20 protein-coding genes are annotated in these 16,113 nt (G+C 60.5%); 12 read left to right on the top strand and 8 right to left on the bottom strand.

The genetic code is table 11. The features are described from left to right. The first annotated feature begins 178 nt into the window (after nt 1-178). The gene (locus AC0R79_RS21955) at nt 179-487 is read left to right on the top strand and encodes a hypothetical protein (RefSeq protein ID WP_007950956.1); all 309 of its coding nucleotides are present in this window, start codon (nt 179-181) and stop codon (nt 485-487) included. Between the two features lie 3 nt (nt 488-490). On the opposite strand, the gene greB is transcribed toward AC0R79_RS21955, so the two are convergent. The 3 genes from greB to AC0R79_RS21940 are packed head-to-tail and all read right to left on the bottom strand — an operon-like array spanning nt 491 to nt 4,210. After that, the gene (greB, locus tag AC0R79_RS21950; RefSeq protein ID WP_039770483.1) at nt 491-988 is read right to left on the bottom strand and encodes a transcription elongation factor GreB; all 498 of its coding nucleotides are present in this window, start codon (nt 986-988) and stop codon (nt 491-493) included. A 34-nt stretch (nt 989-1,022) separates the two neighbouring features. Continuing rightward, nucleotides 1,023-3,527 (bottom strand): ABC transporter permease, encoded by a 2,505-nt coding sequence (locus AC0R79_RS21945; protein WP_474731684.1) that lies wholly within the window; start codon nt 3,525-3,527, stop codon nt 1,023-1,025. Further along, nucleotides 3,527-4,210, bottom strand: a complete 684-nt coding sequence (locus AC0R79_RS21940) for an ABC transporter ATP-binding protein (protein ID WP_007955651.1) — start codon at nt 4,208-4,210, stop codon at nt 3,527-3,529. The genes AC0R79_RS21945 and AC0R79_RS21940 overlap by 1 nt, the downstream gene beginning before the upstream one ends. A 10-nt stretch (nt 4,211-4,220) precedes the next feature. Here AC0R79_RS21940 and AC0R79_RS21935 point away from each other — a divergent pair, with 10 nt between their 5' ends. From AC0R79_RS21935 to AC0R79_RS21925, 3 genes are all read left to right on the top strand, one after another. Then, nucleotides 4,221-4,826 (top strand): arylesterase, encoded by a 606-nt coding sequence (locus tag AC0R79_RS21935; RefSeq protein WP_375747645.1) that lies wholly within the window; start codon nt 4,221-4,223, stop codon nt 4,824-4,826. Between the two features lie 57 nt (nt 4,827-4,883). Further along, nucleotides 4,884-5,177, top strand: a complete 294-nt coding sequence (locus tag AC0R79_RS21930) for a hypothetical protein (protein ID WP_007955656.1) — start codon at nt 4,884-4,886, stop codon at nt 5,175-5,177. Nucleotides 5,178-5,328: 151 nt separating this feature from the next. Then, a complete protein-coding gene (locus AC0R79_RS21925) occupies nt 5,329-6,300 on the top strand; it encodes a L,D-transpeptidase family protein (RefSeq protein ID WP_007955657.1) in 972 nt (323 codons plus the stop codon). 123 nt (nt 6,301-6,423) lie between these two features. Here AC0R79_RS21925 and oprI read toward each other — a convergent pair whose 3' ends face one another. Further along, the gene (gene oprI, locus AC0R79_RS21920) at nt 6,424-6,675 is read right to left on the bottom strand and encodes an outer membrane lipoprotei OprI (RefSeq protein ID WP_003183784.1); all 252 of its coding nucleotides are present in this window, start codon (nt 6,673-6,675) and stop codon (nt 6,424-6,426) included. Nucleotides 6,676-7,312: 637 nt separating this feature from the next. Here oprI and AC0R79_RS21915 point away from each other — a divergent pair. Continuing rightward, nucleotides 7,313-7,594 carry a GNAT family N-acetyltransferase gene (locus AC0R79_RS21915; RefSeq protein WP_007955658.1) on the top strand — a complete coding sequence of 94 codons (282 nt, stop codon included), beginning with the start codon at nt 7,313-7,315 and terminating at the stop codon, nt 7,592-7,594. 68 nt (nt 7,595-7,662) lie between these two features. Here AC0R79_RS21915 and AC0R79_RS21910 read toward each other — a convergent pair whose 3' ends face one another. Then, the gene (locus AC0R79_RS21910; protein WP_011335309.1) at nt 7,663-8,739 is read right to left on the bottom strand and encodes a 3-deoxy-7-phosphoheptulonate synthase; all 1,077 of its coding nucleotides are present in this window, start codon (nt 8,737-8,739) and stop codon (nt 7,663-7,665) included. 145 nt (nt 8,740-8,884) lie between these two features. Next, on the bottom strand, nt 8,885-9,313 hold the full coding sequence (locus AC0R79_RS21905; RefSeq protein WP_007955677.1) for a PilZ domain-containing protein: 429 nt from the start codon (nt 9,311-9,313) through the stop codon (nt 8,885-8,887). Here AC0R79_RS21905 and AC0R79_RS21900 point away from each other — a divergent pair. The 5 genes from AC0R79_RS21900 (at nt 9,312) to cysB (ending at nt 13,270) form a co-directional block, all read left to right on the top strand. After that, a complete protein-coding gene (locus AC0R79_RS21900; RefSeq protein ID WP_179694173.1) occupies nt 9,312-9,698 on the top strand; it encodes a thioredoxin family protein in 387 nt (128 codons plus the stop codon). The two genes, AC0R79_RS21905 and AC0R79_RS21900, sit on opposite strands and share 2 nt — an antisense overlap. Beyond that, complete coding sequence (locus AC0R79_RS21895; protein WP_474731679.1) at nt 9,695-10,651, top strand: putative 2-dehydropantoate 2-reductase; 957 nt, start codon at nt 9,695-9,697, stop codon at nt 10,649-10,651. The genes AC0R79_RS21900 and AC0R79_RS21895 overlap by 4 nt, the downstream gene beginning before the upstream one ends. A 23-nt stretch (nt 10,652-10,674) precedes the next feature. Beyond that, nucleotides 10,675-11,580, top strand: a complete 906-nt coding sequence (locus tag AC0R79_RS21890) for a 5'-nucleotidase (protein WP_007955682.1) — start codon at nt 10,675-10,677, stop codon at nt 11,578-11,580. Nucleotides 11,581-11,678: 98 nt separating this feature from the next. After that, entirely contained in the window at nt 11,679-12,182 is a 504-nt protein-coding gene (locus AC0R79_RS21885; protein WP_007955683.1) for a universal stress protein, read from the top strand. A 113-nt stretch (nt 12,183-12,295) separates the two neighbouring features. Then, nucleotides 12,296-13,270, top strand: a complete 975-nt coding sequence (gene cysB, locus AC0R79_RS21880) for an HTH-type transcriptional regulator CysB (protein ID WP_007955684.1) — start codon at nt 12,296-12,298, stop codon at nt 13,268-13,270. An 8-nt stretch (nt 13,271-13,278) separates the two neighbouring features. Here cysB and AC0R79_RS21875 read toward each other — a convergent pair whose 3' ends face one another. Together AC0R79_RS21875 and AC0R79_RS21870 are read right to left on the bottom strand one after the other, a co-directional pair. After that, nucleotides 13,279-13,761 (bottom strand): GreA/GreB family elongation factor, encoded by a 483-nt coding sequence (locus AC0R79_RS21875; protein WP_085744974.1) that lies wholly within the window; start codon nt 13,759-13,761, stop codon nt 13,279-13,281. Between the two features lie 2 nt (nt 13,762-13,763). Beyond that, nucleotides 13,764-14,171 (bottom strand): hypothetical protein, encoded by a 408-nt coding sequence (locus tag AC0R79_RS21870; RefSeq protein WP_474731676.1) that lies wholly within the window; start codon nt 14,169-14,171, stop codon nt 13,764-13,766. A gap of 124 nt (nt 14,172-14,295) precedes the next feature. Between AC0R79_RS21870 and earP the strand changes: the two genes are divergently transcribed. Next, nucleotides 14,296-15,438 (top strand): elongation factor P maturation arginine rhamnosyltransferase EarP, encoded by a 1,143-nt coding sequence (gene earP / locus AC0R79_RS21865; RefSeq protein ID WP_474731674.1) that lies wholly within the window; start codon nt 14,296-14,298, stop codon nt 15,436-15,438. 48 nt (nt 15,439-15,486) lie between these two features. Then, nucleotides 15,487-16,056, top strand: a complete 570-nt coding sequence (locus AC0R79_RS21860; protein WP_007955690.1) for an elongation factor P — start codon at nt 15,487-15,489, stop codon at nt 16,054-16,056. Nucleotides 16,057-16,113 lie beyond the last annotated feature (57 nt).

The raw sequence follows: 16,113 nt of genomic DNA, 5'->3' as shown, positions 1-16,113 counted from the left end.
GTCACGTTCTCTAGGATGCCGCTCATGCGCCGATTTAAACAGCTACTTGCGGGGCGCCAGGTGACTATTCTTCAGTTGCCGTCAGAAGCCGGAACAGGGCTTCGAAATACCGCTAAAGCGCTGGTTCGGTGTTGCCTCTCACCTGCCATGCAGACTTTTGAGGCAGAGACACGACACGATGAATGCACTACGCCCTCCAGCACGTCCCGCGCCGATCACGGCACACATCACCCAGCGCAATCCGAAAATCCTGCTTGGCGGCAAACATCAGCCGACGCTGTTGCGTTATCTCGATGGCTGGCCACGTCGCAGCGGCGGTCCTGCCGCGTTCCTGATCCAGTTTGTCGAAGACGGTGAGTCGCTGGCGCGTTTTGCCAATGACAGTTTCGATCTGGCCGTCATTCAGGCCCCGAGCCTTGAAGAGGCGCCGGAAATGATTCGCCAACTGACCCGCGTCGCACGCCAGGGCCTGATCACCCGGCGCTGAGCGTCAGGGATATTCGATCGCCACGATGTAGACGAACTGTTCGCCGGTCGGCGTCTGTACCCGCACTTCAGCATCCAGCGCCTTGCCGATCAGGGCGCGAGCCAGCGGCGAGTCGATGCTGATCAGGCCGAGTTTCAGGTCCAGTTCGTCCGGGCCGACGATGCGATAGCGCGACTGTTTGCCGTCCTCGTCTTCGATGGTCACCCAGGCACCGAAGTAGACTTTGTTCGGATCACTCGGTTTTTCGCTGACCACTTTCAACGCCTCAAGGCGTTTGGTGAGAAAACGCACGCGGCTGTCGATCTCGCGCAGCATTTTCTTGCCGTAGGTGTACTCGGCATTTTCCGAACGATCACCCTGAGCCGCCGCCTCGCTGACCGACTGCGTCACCTGCGGACGGCGCACATGCCAAAGCTCATGGAATTCGGCGCGCATCCGCGCTTCACCTTCAGGGGTGATCAGCGCGGTGCCGGCGGTGCGGGGAGGGCGATAACGGCTCATGGCAACTTCTTTTGATTAAGACGGCTGGAGTCTATCAACCCTCGCGCAACACTGTCAGCGGGCTGGCGTTGAGTGCACGCCGTGTGCCGAACACCCCAGCTCCACCGATCAGCGCCGCGCCGATCAACGGCAACAGCAGCAACCACGGATGGGGATGCCACGGCAGGTCGAAGGCGAAGCGATACAGCACCAGACTCACCACTTCCGAACCGATCGCCGCGAGCAATCCGCTGACCGCGCCGAGCAAGCCGAACTCGATCCGTCGCGCCTTGATCAGCAACTGCCGCTCGGCACCCAGCGCGCGCAACAGCGCCCCTTGGCGAATGCGTTCATCCAGCGTTGCCTGCAACCCGGAAAACAGCACCGCCATCCCCGCCGCCAACACAAACAACAACACATACTCCACCGCCAGGGTGACCTGGGCGAGGATGCTGCGCAGCTGTTCGAGCAAGGCTTCGACCTGCAGGATGGTTACCGCCGGGAATGCTCGCGACAACTCGACAATCTGCTGATCGTGACCGGGGGCCAGATAGAAGCTGGTCAGGTAGGTCGCCGGCAAGTCCTTCAGGGTGCCAGGCTGGAAGATCATGAAGAAGTTCGGCTGGAAGTTGTCCCAGTTGATCTCCCGCAAACTGGTGACCTTCGCTGCGCGATTGACCCCGCCGACGCTGAACACCATGTGATCGCCCAGCTTGAGCTTGAGGCTTTCGGCCACCTTGCCTTCCACCGAGACGCCCGGAACGTCATCCGAAGGTTGGCCGGTCCACCACGATCCGGCGGTGATCTTGTTGCCCGCCGGCAGATCGGCCGCCCAGGTCAGGCTCAGGTCGCGCTGGATGGCGCGGTCGCCGGCCGAATCCTTGCTGACGATCTGCTGCACTGCTTCGCCATTGATACTGATCAGCCGTCCCGGCACCACCGGGTACAACGGCGCGGCCTGGGCCGAGACATTGATCAGGTGATCGGTGAAAGCTTGTTTGTCCGCCGGCAGGATGTTCAGGGCGAAATAGTTGGGGGCATTTTTCGGCAACTGGTTCTGCCAGGTGTCGAGCAGTTCACCGCGCAGCAGTGCAATCAACGCCATGGACAGCAGAATCAGCCCGAAGGCCAATGACTGGCCGGCGGCCGCCAATGGGTGGCGCAATAACTGACCCAACCCGAGACGCCACGGCAGGGACGCCCGTGCGAGCAGGCGACGCAGGCTTTGCAGCAGCAACAGCAGCAAACCGCCGAGCACCAGCGCGGCGACCACACCGCCGCCGAGCAGGGCGAATGTCAGCAGCAGGTCGAGGCTCAGTCGCCACATGATCAGCCCGAGCGCACCGAGTGCCGCGCCATAGACCATCCAGGTGCTCGATGGAATCGGCAGCATGTCCCGACGCAATACCCGCAACGGCGGCACGCGGCCCAGTGCGGCGAGCGGTGGCAGGGCGAAACCGGCCAGCGCCACCAGCCCGGTGCCGATGCCGGCCAGTGCCGGCAGCAAGCCACCCGGCGGTACGTCGGTCGGCAGCAGATCATGCAGCAGTGCGAACAATCCCAATTGCGCGAGCCAGCCCAGCAGGGCGCCGCTGAGGCTGGCGAGCAGGCCGAGCACCGTCAGTTGCAGACTGAACAGCACCAGGGTTTCCCGCCGCGACAAGCCCAGGCAACGGAGCAGGGCGCTGGCATCGAAACGCCGGCTGGCGAAGCGGTTGGCCGATAGCGCCACCGCGACACCGGCCAGAAGCACGGCCACCAGGCTGGCCATGTTCAGATAGCGTTCGGCCTTGCCCAGTGCGCCGCCAATCTGCCGGTTGCCGTCGCGGGCATCCTGAATCCGCTGGTTGGCGGCGAGTCCCGGTTTGATCAGTTGGCGATAGGTTTCCAGCGCCTGCGGCTCACCGCGCCACAGCTCGCGGTAACTCACGCGGCTGCCGGGTTGCACCACGCCGGTCGCGGCGAGATCGTCAAGGTTGATCAATACTCGTGGAGTCAGGCTGTAAAAGTTGCCGGCGCGATCCGGTTCGTAAGTCAGCACTCGCGTCAGTTTCAACGTCTTCATGCCGACGTCGATGCTGTCGCCGATCTTCAGGTCCAGCGCCGTCAGCAGGCGCGCTTCGACCCAGGCTTCACTTGGCTGCGGCTCACCACCAGCCTCTTCTGTCGCGTAAGGGGCGGGGGCGCTTTTCAGTTCGCCGCGCAGCGGATAGGCGCGGTCGACGGCTTTGATACTGGAGAGCTGAATGCCGTTGTCCGTGGCGATGACGCTGGAAAACTCCACCACCTGCGCATGATCCAGACGCAGCTCAGTGCCGCTCCTGATCTGTTCCGGTCGGGCCGGCGAACTGCCTTCGAGTGACAGGTCGGCACCGAGAAATTCGGTAGCGCGCAGCATCATTGCGCCGTTGAGGCGGGCGCCGAAATAGCCGATCGCGGTACTCGCCGCGACCGCCACGACCAAGGCGAAAAACAGCACCCGCAGTTCACCGGCGCGGGCATCGCGCATCAGTTGGCGCAGGGCGAGACTGAACAGACGCAATAGCGGCAGACGTGCCATCAAGGCTCCAGAGGGGCGACCAACAGGCCGGCTTCAAGACGGATCAGGCGCCGGCAACGATGGGCCAGGCGTTCGTCGTGGGTCACCAGCACCAGGGTGGTGCCGCGTTCCTTGTTCAATTCGAACAGCAAGTCGCTGATGCGCTCGCCGGTGTGGCTGTCGAGGTTGCCGGTGGGTTCGTCGGCGAACAGCACGTCCGGTTCGGCGGCGAACGCCCGGGCAATCGCCACGCGCTGTTGTTCGCCACCGGAGAGTTGGCGCGGCGAGTGAGTCAAGCGCTGGCCGAGGCCGACCCGTTGCAGTAACTCGGTGGCGCGGCTGCGGGCGTCTTTGCGACCGTCGAGCTCCAGCGGCAGCATGACGTTTTCCAGCGCGTTGAGGCTGTCGAGCAGCTGGAAAGATTGAAAGACGAAACCCACGTGTTCGGCGCGAATGCGCGCGCGCTGGTCTTCGTCGAGATTGCTCAGGCCTTGTCCGGCAAGCGTCACTTCGCCACTGCTTGGCAGATCGAGGCCGGCAAGCAGACCGAGCAGGGTAGATTTGCCGGAACCGGACGCGCCGACGATGGCCAGGCTGTCGCCCTTGTTCAGTTCCAGGCTGAGTTCGTGCAGGATGGTCAGTTCACCTTCCGCGCTGGGAACCACTTTGCTAAGGTTCTTCGCGGTGAGAATGCTTGCGCCCATGGAGAATCCGATGCGTGTGTGGTTTTTGAGTGCTGGCCTGGCCTTGATGTGCATGGCCCAGAACGCAGCGGCGGGTACAGTCCTGATCGTTGGCGATAGTATCAGCGCCGGTTTCGGACTGGATACCCGGCTGGGGTGGGTGTCGTTGCTCGAACAGCGGCTCAAGACCGAAGGTTTTGACGATAAAGTGGTCAATGCGTCCATCAGTGGCGACACCAGTGCCGGAGGCCAGGCACGGCTGCCTGCGCTGCTTGCAGAGCACAAACCGGAACTGGTGATCCTCGAATTGGGCGGCAACGATGGCCTGCGCGGAATGCCGCCGACGCAATTGCAACAAAACCTTGCGGCGATGATCGACAGCTCCCGTCAAAGCGGTGCCAAGGTGTTGTTACTCGGTATGCAATTGCCGCCCAACTACGGTAAGCGCTACACCGATGCCTTTGCCGAGGTCTACGGCAAACTCGCCGAGGAGAAAAAAATCCCGCTGGTGCCGTTTTTCCTCGATGGTGTGGGCGGGCATCCGGACTTGATGCAGGCAGACGGTCTGCACCCGGCGGCCGGGGCTCAGGGCAAGTTGCTGGAAAATGTCTGGCCGACGCTAAAACCGCTGTTATGAGGCTTTTCTAGCGGCAGGCTTTCGGCTAATGTGGCGCCCCCTAATTTGGAGCCCCCGATGCCGCGTTCTGCCTGGTCCCTGTTTGCCTACCAACTGATCGAGCCTGACGAACAGCTGGATCTGTTCGCCTGCCAGGAAGTGCGAGTGCATCTGGTGACCCGTCAACTGGAGCTCGGTGGCTCGGCTGACCGAACCCTGTGCGGCAGTCTGCTGCCGGCGCAACCGCGCTGGTCGAGCGTGGATCGCCGGGTGTTTCAGGATCAGCGCCTGTGCTCGCTGTGCCGGGCGATCCTCGAATCGCAGAAGCGCGGCACGTCGCCGATCTGGCCTGAGCTGCGTTTCGAGCTTTAAGCGCAAGCCTCTTCCGAATGCAGTCAGAGTTGGCGGCAGCTTCATTTATGAAGAGTTCTGCCAGCCCATCGGCGCATCTCCCCGAATTCTCTGGGCGCGGTGTACAATCGCGTTCTTATTACCCTTGTCGATCTTGCGAAGGATTCTCCGGATGTTGCCGCGTTTTCCTGCCGTCACCCGCTGCCTGTCTCTTGCCGCCCTGTGTGTGGCCGGTCCCGTTGCCGCACTGGAGTTTCCCCTGCCACCGCCTGGTGAAGACATCATCGGCCAGGTGCAGGTGATCAAGGCCAAGTACGAAGACACCTTTGCCGATCTGGGCACCACCTACGATCTGGGCTATTCGGAAATGGTCGCGGCCAACCCGGGCGTCGATGCCTGGTTGCCGGGTGCCGGCACCGAAATCGTTCTGCCGACCCGCTTCATCCTGCCGCCGGGCCCGCGTGAAGGCATCGTGATCAACCTGGCCGAATACCGCCTCTACTATTTCCCGAAAGGCCGGAACGTGGTGTACACCTTCCCGCTGGGTATCGGTCGTGAAGGCTGGGGGTCGCCGATCGCTCACACCACGATCACCGCCAAGACACCGAATCCGACCTGGACGCCACCAGCCTCGATCAAGGCCGAGCACGCCGCCGACGGTGATCCGCTGCCGAACGTAGTGCCGGCCGGCCCGGACAACCCGCTAGGCCCGTTCAAGTTCACCCTGGGCACGCCGGGCTACCTGATCCACGGTTCGAACAAGAAGTTCGGCATCGGCATGCGCACCAGCCACGGCTGCTTCCGCATGTTCAACAACAACGTGCTGGAAATGGCCGGCATGGTGCCAGTGGGGACTTCGGTGCGAATCCTCAACGACGCGTACAAGTTCGGTCGCAGTGGCGGCAAGATCTACCTGGAAGCGCACACGCCGATCGACGACAAGGGCAACCCGTCGGTGGTCGACAAGCACACCGCCGTGATCAACGCGATGCTCAAGCGTGAAGACATCACCAACAACCTGCGCATGGACTGGGATGTGGTGCGTGATGTGGTGGCGGCCGAAGATGGCCTGCCAACCGAAATCGGCACACCGAACACCTCGGCGCCGATGGTCTCCAGCGCACCGATCGACCTGCAGCAATAATCTGAAAGACAGAACCCGCCGAGGCTTGCGCAGCGGCGGGTTTTTTATTGCCTGCAGAAAACTGCAGGCACAAAAAAGCCGACCCAAAAAATGGGTCGGCTTGATAACAATCCCGAAGGACTATTACTTGCGGCTAGCTTTTTCCAGCATGCGCAGAGCACGCTCGTTAGCTTCGTCAGCAGTCTGTTGTGCTTTTTGAGCAGCAGCCAGAGCTTCATCAGCTTTACGGTAAGCTTCGTCTGCACGAGCCTGGGAGCGAGCAGCTGCGTCTTCAGTAGCGGTCAGACGTGCTTCGGTTTCTTTCGATGCGCTGCTGCAACCGGTAGCCAGAACTGCGGCCAGAGCCAGAGCAGAGAATTTCAGAACGTTGTTCATCGTGTTCCCCTTCAAGGACTTTCAATTAAGTGGCTGTCTCCTCCGATTGAGGAAATAGCCGGCGTACATACTACCCATTACTTGTAGTAAGTAAACTGACGTGAGGCAAGAAGCAAAAAAAATTGTAGGCGTTGATTCTTTTTCGAGCAACTTTTAACTGCGCTGTATAAAAAATATCCAGCTGGAAGCCGCGAGCTGAGCGAGTTAATGAGAAAAAGTTCCCGTTGCTGCGCGTTGTTTTGCAGGTAGTGGCTAAAGTCTGCCTATATGGATTCGTCCACACTTTTGTTGCGAATTTGCGCAGCGCCTCGCATATCTTTGTCCATGTTGAGGTGACTTTAAAACAGGGGGCTCGTCTTAAGTCTCAACATCCGGCGATGTTCAGCCTTTCGGCTCGGGAAGATCGTCTCCCGAACCGGCCCTGAGTCCACCGGAACTGCCTCGCCAATCCGCATGTTGACGAGCGTACCTTGAGCATTTTCGCCAATGGTGCCTACTATTTGATACGTGCTCGGGTTGCGCGAGATCGGTGCAGTTCTTCTCGGTGTCCATCAGGCACGGGGTGGCGTAGATGTTCCTTCGCCGGGAAAACATCGGTAAGGTAGGGGTCAGAATTCGAGACCCGCGAGGAGTAGTGATGAGCGAGGCGTTGTCCATCCACCATGACCAGGCTGGTCATCAGTTCGAGACCAATGTGGACGGTCATCGTGCCTACCTGACCTATATGGATCTGGGGAAACAGACCCTGGATATCTACCGCACCTTCGTGCCCAACGCCTTGCGTGGCCGAGGCATCGCGGCAGCCCTGACCGAGCGGGCGTTGCAGTACGCTGATGAAATGGGCTACACGGTCATTCCATCGTGCTCCTATGTGGAGCGCTACATGGAGCGTCATCAGCGGCGCACCGCCAAGATCTGACTGACCTCACCGCACACACAAAAACGCCGGGCAATGCCCGGCGTTTTTTTATGCCTGCGAAACGGCTGTCAGCCGCGCTGACGTTTCGGCAGTACATCCTTGAGCTTGGCGTGCATGCTGCGCAAGGTGTTTTCGGTAGCGGACCAGTCGATGCAGGCATCGGTGATCGACACGCCGTATTGCAGGTCGGCGAGGTCTTTCGGGATCGCCTGGCAGCCCCAGTTCAGGTGACTCTCGACCATCAGGCCGATGATCGACTGGTTGCCTTCGAGGATCTGGTTGGCGACGTTCTCCATCACCAGCGGTTGCAGGGCCGGATCCTTGTTGGAGTTGGCGTGGCTGCAATCGACCATGATGTTCGGCTTGATCTTGGCCTTGTTCAGCGCCTGCTCGCACAGGGCGACGCTGACCGAATCGTAGTTCGGCTTGCCGTTGCCACCGCGCAGCACCACGTGACCGTAGGCGTTGCCTTTGGTGGTGACGATCGACACGCCACCTTCCTGGTTGATACCCAGGAAACGGTGCGGGCTGGAAACCGACTGCAGGGCGTTGATCGCCACGGTCAGGCCGCCGTCGGTGCCGTTCTTGAAGCCGACCGCCGAGGACAGGCCGGAAGCCATCTCGCGGTGGGTCTGGGATTCGGTGGTCCGTGCGCCGATGGCCGACCAGCTGATCAGGTCCTGCAGATACTGCGGGGAGATCGGGTCGAGGGCTTCGGTCGCGGTCGGCAGGCCTTTCTCGGCCAGGTCCAGCAGCAACTGGCGACCGATGTGCAGACCGTCCTGGATCTTGAACGAGTCATCCAGGTACGGGTCGTTGATCAGACCTTTCCAGCCGACGGTGGTCCGTGGCTTTTCGAAATACACGCGCATGACCAGATACAGGGTGTCCGAAACTTCTGCCGCCAGCACCTTCAGGCGATCGGCATATTCGTGGGCAGCCTTGATGTCGTGGATCGAGCAGGGGCCGATCACCACGAACAGACGATGGTCGGTGCCATCGAGAATGTTGCGGATGACCTCGCGACCCTTGGTGACGGTGCGCAGGGCAGCGTCGCTCAGAGGGATATCACGCTTGAGCTGATCGGGAGTGATCAGGGTCTCGTTGGAAGCGACGTTCAGGTCGTTGATCGGTAAATCAGCCATCGTTTACTCGTCAGGTCACGGGTGCCGGCCGCCAGCGATCCCCGCGCGGCGGAGCACAGCGGATTTAAGCGCGTCGGGGAGCCGAACCTTATCGCGTTAGACGCCTGCTAGACAATGGGCAAGTAACTGTTCAGTCCAGCTCTGGTTACGCAAAAGCCTTGCGAACGCTGTCGTGGGAGAACTCTTCGGCGTGTTGCTCGACCCATTGCAGGGCGCGCGCCTGGATATCCTGCAGGTCATCGTGGGCATCGTTGATTCGGCAATAGCGCTCGATCTGACACACCTGCTCACCCATTCGCGCGCTGAACAGCGTCTGCTCATCAGTGAACGCAATGCCCACCAGATAACCTTTTTTACGACGCAGGCACCACGCCACATAGCCCGGATAGGCGAAATCGGCATTGATGGTCGGCATGCGCACTTGCAATGCAGTGCCATGGCGCCAGGCACGGTGGTAATTGCAAGCGATGCCGCCGAGGCTGATAGTGTGCAGCCGTTGACGCGAAATACACTCCGGTGTGAGCAGGGTCAATTCAACGGGCACATCATCCGGATGAGGAATAAACCGTCCCATGAGCACAGACTCCCTGTGTCGGCCATTTGACATTGTTTCCCCCAGTATAGTGGTCGAATCGCAGCTGACCGATTTTGACGCCGACCAACGGCTGCTGGCGATGAACGGCGTTTCGCTGGTGATCTTCACCAGCGTCGGCTGCGCCAGTTGCCGCTATGCCCGCGAAGTGTTGCCGGGGCTCGATCTCGCCGTCGATCGCGTGTGCTGGATCGATGCCGGCGACAACGGCGGACTGGTCGAGCGTTATCAGGTCTTTCATTTGCCGGCGCTGTTTGTGGTGCGCGACGGCGAGTTCTTTGGGGCAGTGCACACGCGCCTGAATGCCGATGAGCTGAACGCAGCCGTGGCGCAGGCGCTGGGTCGAATTGCAGAGGAGTTGCCGTGATGGGAGCAGTGAACAAACCGGTGGTGGGGATTATCGGCACCGGCGCCATCGGAGGGTTTTACGGGGTGATGCTGGCCCGGGCCGGGTTCGATGTGCACTTTCTGTTGCGCAGTGAATTTTCCGCGGTCGCCGAGCGCGGCTTGCAGGTGGACAGTGCCGTGCATGGCACATTGACGCTGAATCCGGTGCAGGCCTATTCGTCAGCTGAAGACATGCCGCCCTGCGACTGGCTGCTGGTCGGCGCCAAGACCACCAGCAATGCCGGGCTGGCGCCGTCGATCATTCAGGCGGCCAAACCCGACGCGAAAGTGCTGGTGCTGCAAAACGGCCTCGACGTCGAAGACAGCTTGCGGGCGTTGCTGCCCGACTCCCTGCACTTGCTGGGCGGTTTGTGCCTGATCTGCGTCCACCGCGAAGGGCCGGGGCAGATCACCCACCAGGCGTTGGGGGCGGTGAACGTCGGGTATCACAGCGGCCCGGCACCGGATGACGCGGCGCGCATGGCAATCGTCGAGGAGGGCGCCGGCCTGTTCCGCGCCGCCGGTCTCGACTCCCAGGCGATGCCGAACTTGCATCAGGCGCGCTGGCAGAAACTGGTGTGGAACATTCCCTACAACGGCCTTTCGGTGTTGCTCGGTGCGAGCACCACGCCGTTGATGGCCGACACTGACAGCCGCGTATTGATTCAGGCACTGATGGCCGAAGTGGTGCAGGGCGCCAAGGCCTGCGGTCACGACATGCCGCCCGGTTACGCCGAATACCTGTTCATGATGACCGAGAAAATGCCCGACTATTGGCCGAGCATGTACCACGACTTTTTGCACAAACGACCGCTGGAGCTCGAGGCGATCTACGCTCGTCCTTTGACGGCGGCAAAAGCGGCAGGCTGCGAGTTGCCGCGAATCGAATCGTTGTATCGCACATTGAGCTTTATCGACCGGCGTAACGTTTAAACCGGTCGCACTGGGGGAAAGGCATGGCCAAGAACATCGATGACAAACTGGTGCTGGCGATTTCGTCCCGTGCCCTGTTCGACCTGAGCGAAAGCCACAAGGTGTATGAGTCGAGTGGCGTCGAAGCCTACCGGCAATATCAGATCGATCACGAAGACGAAATTCTCGCGCCGGGCGATGCCTTTCCGCTGGTGGAAAAACTGCTCAACCTCAACAGTCGCCTCGGCCGCGCCCGGGTCGAGGTGATTCTGGTATCGCGCAACAGTGCCGACACCGGCCTGCGCGTTTTCAACTCCATTGGGCATTACGGCCTGGCGATCTCCCGCGCGGCGTTTGTCGGCGGGCGCAGTCCTTATCCGTATCTGAAGGCTTTTGGTTGCGACCTGTTTCTCTCCACCCACGCCGAAGATGTGCGCGCTGCGCTGGATGCCGGTTTCGCGGCGGCGACCATTCTGTCCGGCGGCGCCAGTCGTGCGGCCAGCGATGAATTGCGCATCGCCTTCGACGGGGACGCGGTGCTGTTCTCCGACGAATCGGAGCGGGTCTATCAATCCGGTGGCCTCGAAGCCTTCCAGGCCAAGGAGCGTGAATCCGCTCGCGAACCGTTGCGTGGCGGGCCGTTCAAAGGCTTTCTCGCGGCGCTCAATCTGTTGCAGCGCGAGTTCTCCGACGAGGAGTGCCCGATCCGCACCGCCCTGGTCACCGCGCGCTCGGCCCCGGCCCACGAGCGGGTGATCCGCACCTTGCGCGAATGGGACATTCGTCTGGACGAGTCGCTGTTCCTCGGTGGCCTGACCAAATCGGCATTCCTTGAAGCTTTCGCCGCCGACGTGTTTTTCGACGACCAGGCGGGCCACTGCGAGCTGGCCCGGGAAGTCGTGGCGACCGGTCACGTGCCCCACGGCATCAGCAACGAACCGGCGGTCTAAAGCCCACGTGGTTCAAGACGTTGCGTCGCACGTCGTACTCGCCAAGGCACTGCTAAGCTGAATCAAATCTCCGCCATGTTGGCACGCGAGGAGGTCATATGATTCGTTCGATGCTGTATGCCACTGACCTCGGTCTGTACGCACCGTTAGTGATGCAGCATGCCCTGGCGATGGCGCGAACGTTCAATGCCGATCTGTACGTGGTGCACGCGGTGGAACCCATGGGGTTGTTTGCCGAATCGGTTTTGCAGAGCTATCTCGACGAACAGGCGTTGAACGAATTTCACAGTCAGGGTCTGAAAACCGTCATCGCCAATATCGAGCAGCGGGTGCTCGACAGTTTTCGTGAAGAACTGGGGGACGAGGGCGAGCAGGACCTGCAGCGGATACGCGCGGTGCGGGTGCTGCAGGGCGATCCGTCACAGGTGATTCTCGATCAGGTGCAGAAACTCTCTGTCGATTTGCTGATCGTAGGAAGTCACAGCCACGGGGTCGGGGCGGAAACACCTTTGGGGCGAACGGCGGCCCGGCTGCTGCAATTGTCCAAGGTGCCGGTTTATCTGGTGCCGCTGGTGGAGCGTCGGCGTCGGGAGGATCGCTGAAGCAGGAATAATGGCACTTTGATAAAAAAGTTCTAGATTTATTCTTCAAACCATTAATATAGTTATATACCGTCGCTGATGCCCGTGGCGTCTACCTGCTTTGAGGGATTCATATGAAGCTTCAACAATTGCGCTACATCTGGGAAGTGGCGCACCACGACCTCAACGTTTCCGCTACAGCCCAAAGCCTCTACACCTCGCAACCGGGCATCAGTAAACAGATCCGTCTGCTGGAAGACGAACTGGGCGTCGAAGTGTTCGCCCGCAGCGGCAAGCACCTGACCCGCGTCACTCCGGCCGGCGAGCGCATCATCACCACCGCCGGCGAGATTCTGCGCAAGGTCGAAAGCATCAAGCAGATCGCCCAGGAATTCTCCAACGAGAAGAAGGGCACCCTGTCGATCGCCACCACCCACACCCAGGCGCGTTATGCACTGCCGCCGGTGATCAGCAATTTCATCAAGCAATACCCGGACGTGGCGCTGCACATGCACCAGGGTTCGCCGATGCAGATCGCCGAAATGGCCGCTGACGGCACCGTCGATTTCGCCATCGCCACCGAAGCGCTCGAACTGTTCGGCGATCTGGTGATGATGCCGTGCTACCGCTGGAACCGTTGCGTGGTCGTGCCTCAGGGCCACCCGCTGACCAAACTGCCGAAGCTGACCCTCGAAGCGCTGGCCGAATACCCGATCGTGACTTACGTGTTCGGTTTCACCGGTCGTTCGAAACTCGACGAAGCCTTCAGCCATCGCGGCCTGACGCCGAAAGTGGTGTTCACCGCCGCCGACGCCGACGTGATCAAAACCTACGTGCGTCTGGGCCTGGGTGTCGGCATCGTGGCGAAAATGGCGGTCGACACCAAACTGGATAACGACCTGGTGGTGCTCGATGCCAGCGAACTGTTCGAGTCCAGCGTGACCAAGATCGGTTTCCGTCGCGGCACTTTCCTGCGCGGCTTCATGTGCGACTTCATCGAGAAGTTCGCGCCGCACCTGACCCGTGAAGTCATGGCCAAGGCCATTCAGTGCCACAACAAGCAGGAACTGGAAGAACTGTTCGAAGGCGTCGAACTGCCGGTTCACTAAGCCCCTGTCTACAGCACCTCGGTGACAGCGAACTGTTGCCGGGTGCCCGCCACCAGAATCTCCACCTCGTCACCCTCGAACTTGCCCAGCAGGCTTTTGCCCAGCGGCGAGCGCGGGGTGATGACGGTAATCGGCTGACCCACCACGTCGACTTTCAGACCCGCCGCATCCGGCGCCAGAAACAGCCATTGTTCACGACCCTTTTCGTCTTCCAGACCGAGCAGGGCGCCGATTTCAATCCCGCGTTGATCGTCATACGCGCGTAGCGTCAGGTTCTGGCACAGCGCCAGTGACTGACGAATTTCCTCGACCCGTTTTGCCTGGCCCGCCGCCAGGTACGACGCCTCGAGTCCCAGAGTGTCGTACTTGTTTTCGGCGATGTTCTCTTCGTGGGTCGCGGTTTCGTAAGCGGTTTGCGCTGCGCGTTCGGCGATGTCGAGGTCGACGCGCAGCTTGTCGAGAATCAGTTGGTGAACAATCTGTTTATTCATGATCAATCGCAGAATTGCAGGACGTTGGCGCGGCTTTTTTCGCTCGGGGCCGTCTGATCCTGTTGCAGCCAGAACTGGCATTTGGGGTTCGACAGATTACGTGTGCTGCCACGGGCCTGATCTAGGCGTGCCTGTTGCTCGTTCTTGCGCAGGTTTTCTTCGTACTGTTCAAACAGCGGGCTCTGCGGCGGAATGTCCGGCACCACTCGGACGGCGGGTGGATTGGCCAGTTGCTGTACGGCCTGGGCAACCGGCGCCAGTTTTTCATTGAAGAAAAAGCGTGAAGCGAGCCAGCACGTCAGCGCAATGGCCAGGAAACCCAGCCACAGACCCAGGGCAATGCTGCCGGTCAATTGCAGCGCGCTAAGCTGAACAGGCAAGGGGCGACGCGGGTTGGGACGATAGGGCATGGCTGCCTCCTGGCGGATGAATGCGGGCGAGTGGCGATTGTCGCACGAAGATTAATTGCCGTCGGCTCTTCTGCATGGAGACATTTATGCGGACAATCGGCGCTTTTGCCAACGGGAGCCTTGAATGCCGCCACTGAACACCCGCTGGGACATTTTTTGTACGGTCGTCGACAACTACGGCGACATCGGCGTGACCTGGCGTCTGGCCCGGCAACTGGTCAGCGAGCATGCGATGACGGTGCGGCTGTGGGTCGATGACCTGCGCGCTTTCGAACGCATCTGCCCCGAAATCGACATCGGCCTCGATCAGCAATGGCAGCAGGGCGTCGAAGTCCGGCACTGGCCGGCCGAGTGGCAGGAGGCGGAGGCGGCCGACGTGGTGATCGCCGCGTTTGCCTGCCAGTTGCCGAGCGTCTACATGGACGCCATGGCGGCACGGGAAAAGCCGCCGTTGTGGATGAACCTCGACTACCTCAGCGCTGAAGACTGGGTGGTCGGTTGCCACGGTTTGCCTTCAGTGAAGTACAAGTCGGTGCAGAAGTACTTTTTCTTTCCGGGGTTTCAGCCGGGCACCGGCGGCCTGTTGCGTGAAAGCGGTTTGCTGGAGCGGCGTCAGCAGTTTCAGCAGGATCCCGAGGCGCAGCGACAATTCCTGCACGGTCTGGGGATCGTTCCGGCAGCGGGTGCGCAACTGATCTCGTTGTTTGCCTATGAGAATGCCGGGCTCGGCAGCTGGCTGGATGTGCTGGCGGCGGACTCGACGCCCACTCATCTGCTGGTGCCGGAAGGGCGGATTCTCGGCGATGTCGCCCGTTGGCTAGGGGTCGAGTCGCTGACGGTCGGGGCGACGCATGTTCGTCAGTCGCTGACCGTGCAGGTGCTGCCGTTCGTCCGGCAGGATCAATACGATCAATTGCTCTGGTGCTGCGATTTCAACGCGGTGCGCGGCGAGGACTCGTTTGTCCGGGCGCAATGGGCGGGGCGGCCGATGCTGTGGCACATCTATCAGCAGGACGAAGACATTCATCTGGACAAGCTCGACGCCTTCCTTGCGCTCTACACAAAACGTCTTTCGCCGGCTGCCGCCGAGGCGATGAACGGTCTATGGCGTGCCTGGAGTGCCGGGCAGCCTATCGGCGACCACTGGCTTGAGGCCCGCAAACACTGGCCCGAACTGCAGGAAAATGCCCGCGCGTGGTGTCTGGAACAGGCCTTGCAAGCGGATCTTGCGACGGCGCTGGTACAGTTTTACCGAAATTGGATATGATACGCGGCCTAGATTTTTGTAAATCCCATCCAAATTCGGATATTCGCAATGAAAACTGGTAAAGAACTCAAACCCGGTACCGTGATCCGTATCGACAACGATCCTTGGCTGGTTCAGAAAGCTGAATTCACCAAATCGGGCCGTAACAGCGCGATCATGAAGACCAAGCTGAAGAACCTGCTGACCGGTTACAAGACCGAAACCGTTTACGGTGCGGACGACAAGCTGGACGACGTGATCCTGGATCGCAAAGAAGCGACCCTGTCCTTCATCAGCGGTGACTCCTACACGTTCATGGACACCACCGACTACACCATGTACGAGCTGAACGCCGAAGACATCGAAAGCGTTCTGCCATTCGTGGAAGAAGGCATGACCGACGTTTGCGAAGCCGTATTCTTCGAAGGCCGTCTGGTTTCCGTAGAGCTGCCGACCACCATCGTGCGTCAGGTTGACTACACCGAAGGTTCCGCTCGCGGTGACACTTCCGGCAAGGTGATGAAGCCTGCCAAACTGAAGAACGGTACCGAGCTGTCGGTTGCTGACTTCATCGAAATCGGCGACATGATCGAGATCGATACCCGCGAAGGCGGTTCCTACAAAGGCCGTGCCAAATAAGCACTGCTTTTTGCGGAAAGAAAAAGCCCGACCATTGAGTCGGGCTTTTTTGTGCCT

The organism is Pseudomonas sp. HD57-3 (genome assembly GCF_056113135.1).
The sequence above is the reverse complement of the archived record's forward strand: the minus strand, read 5'-3'. Positions and strand labels throughout refer to the sequence as shown.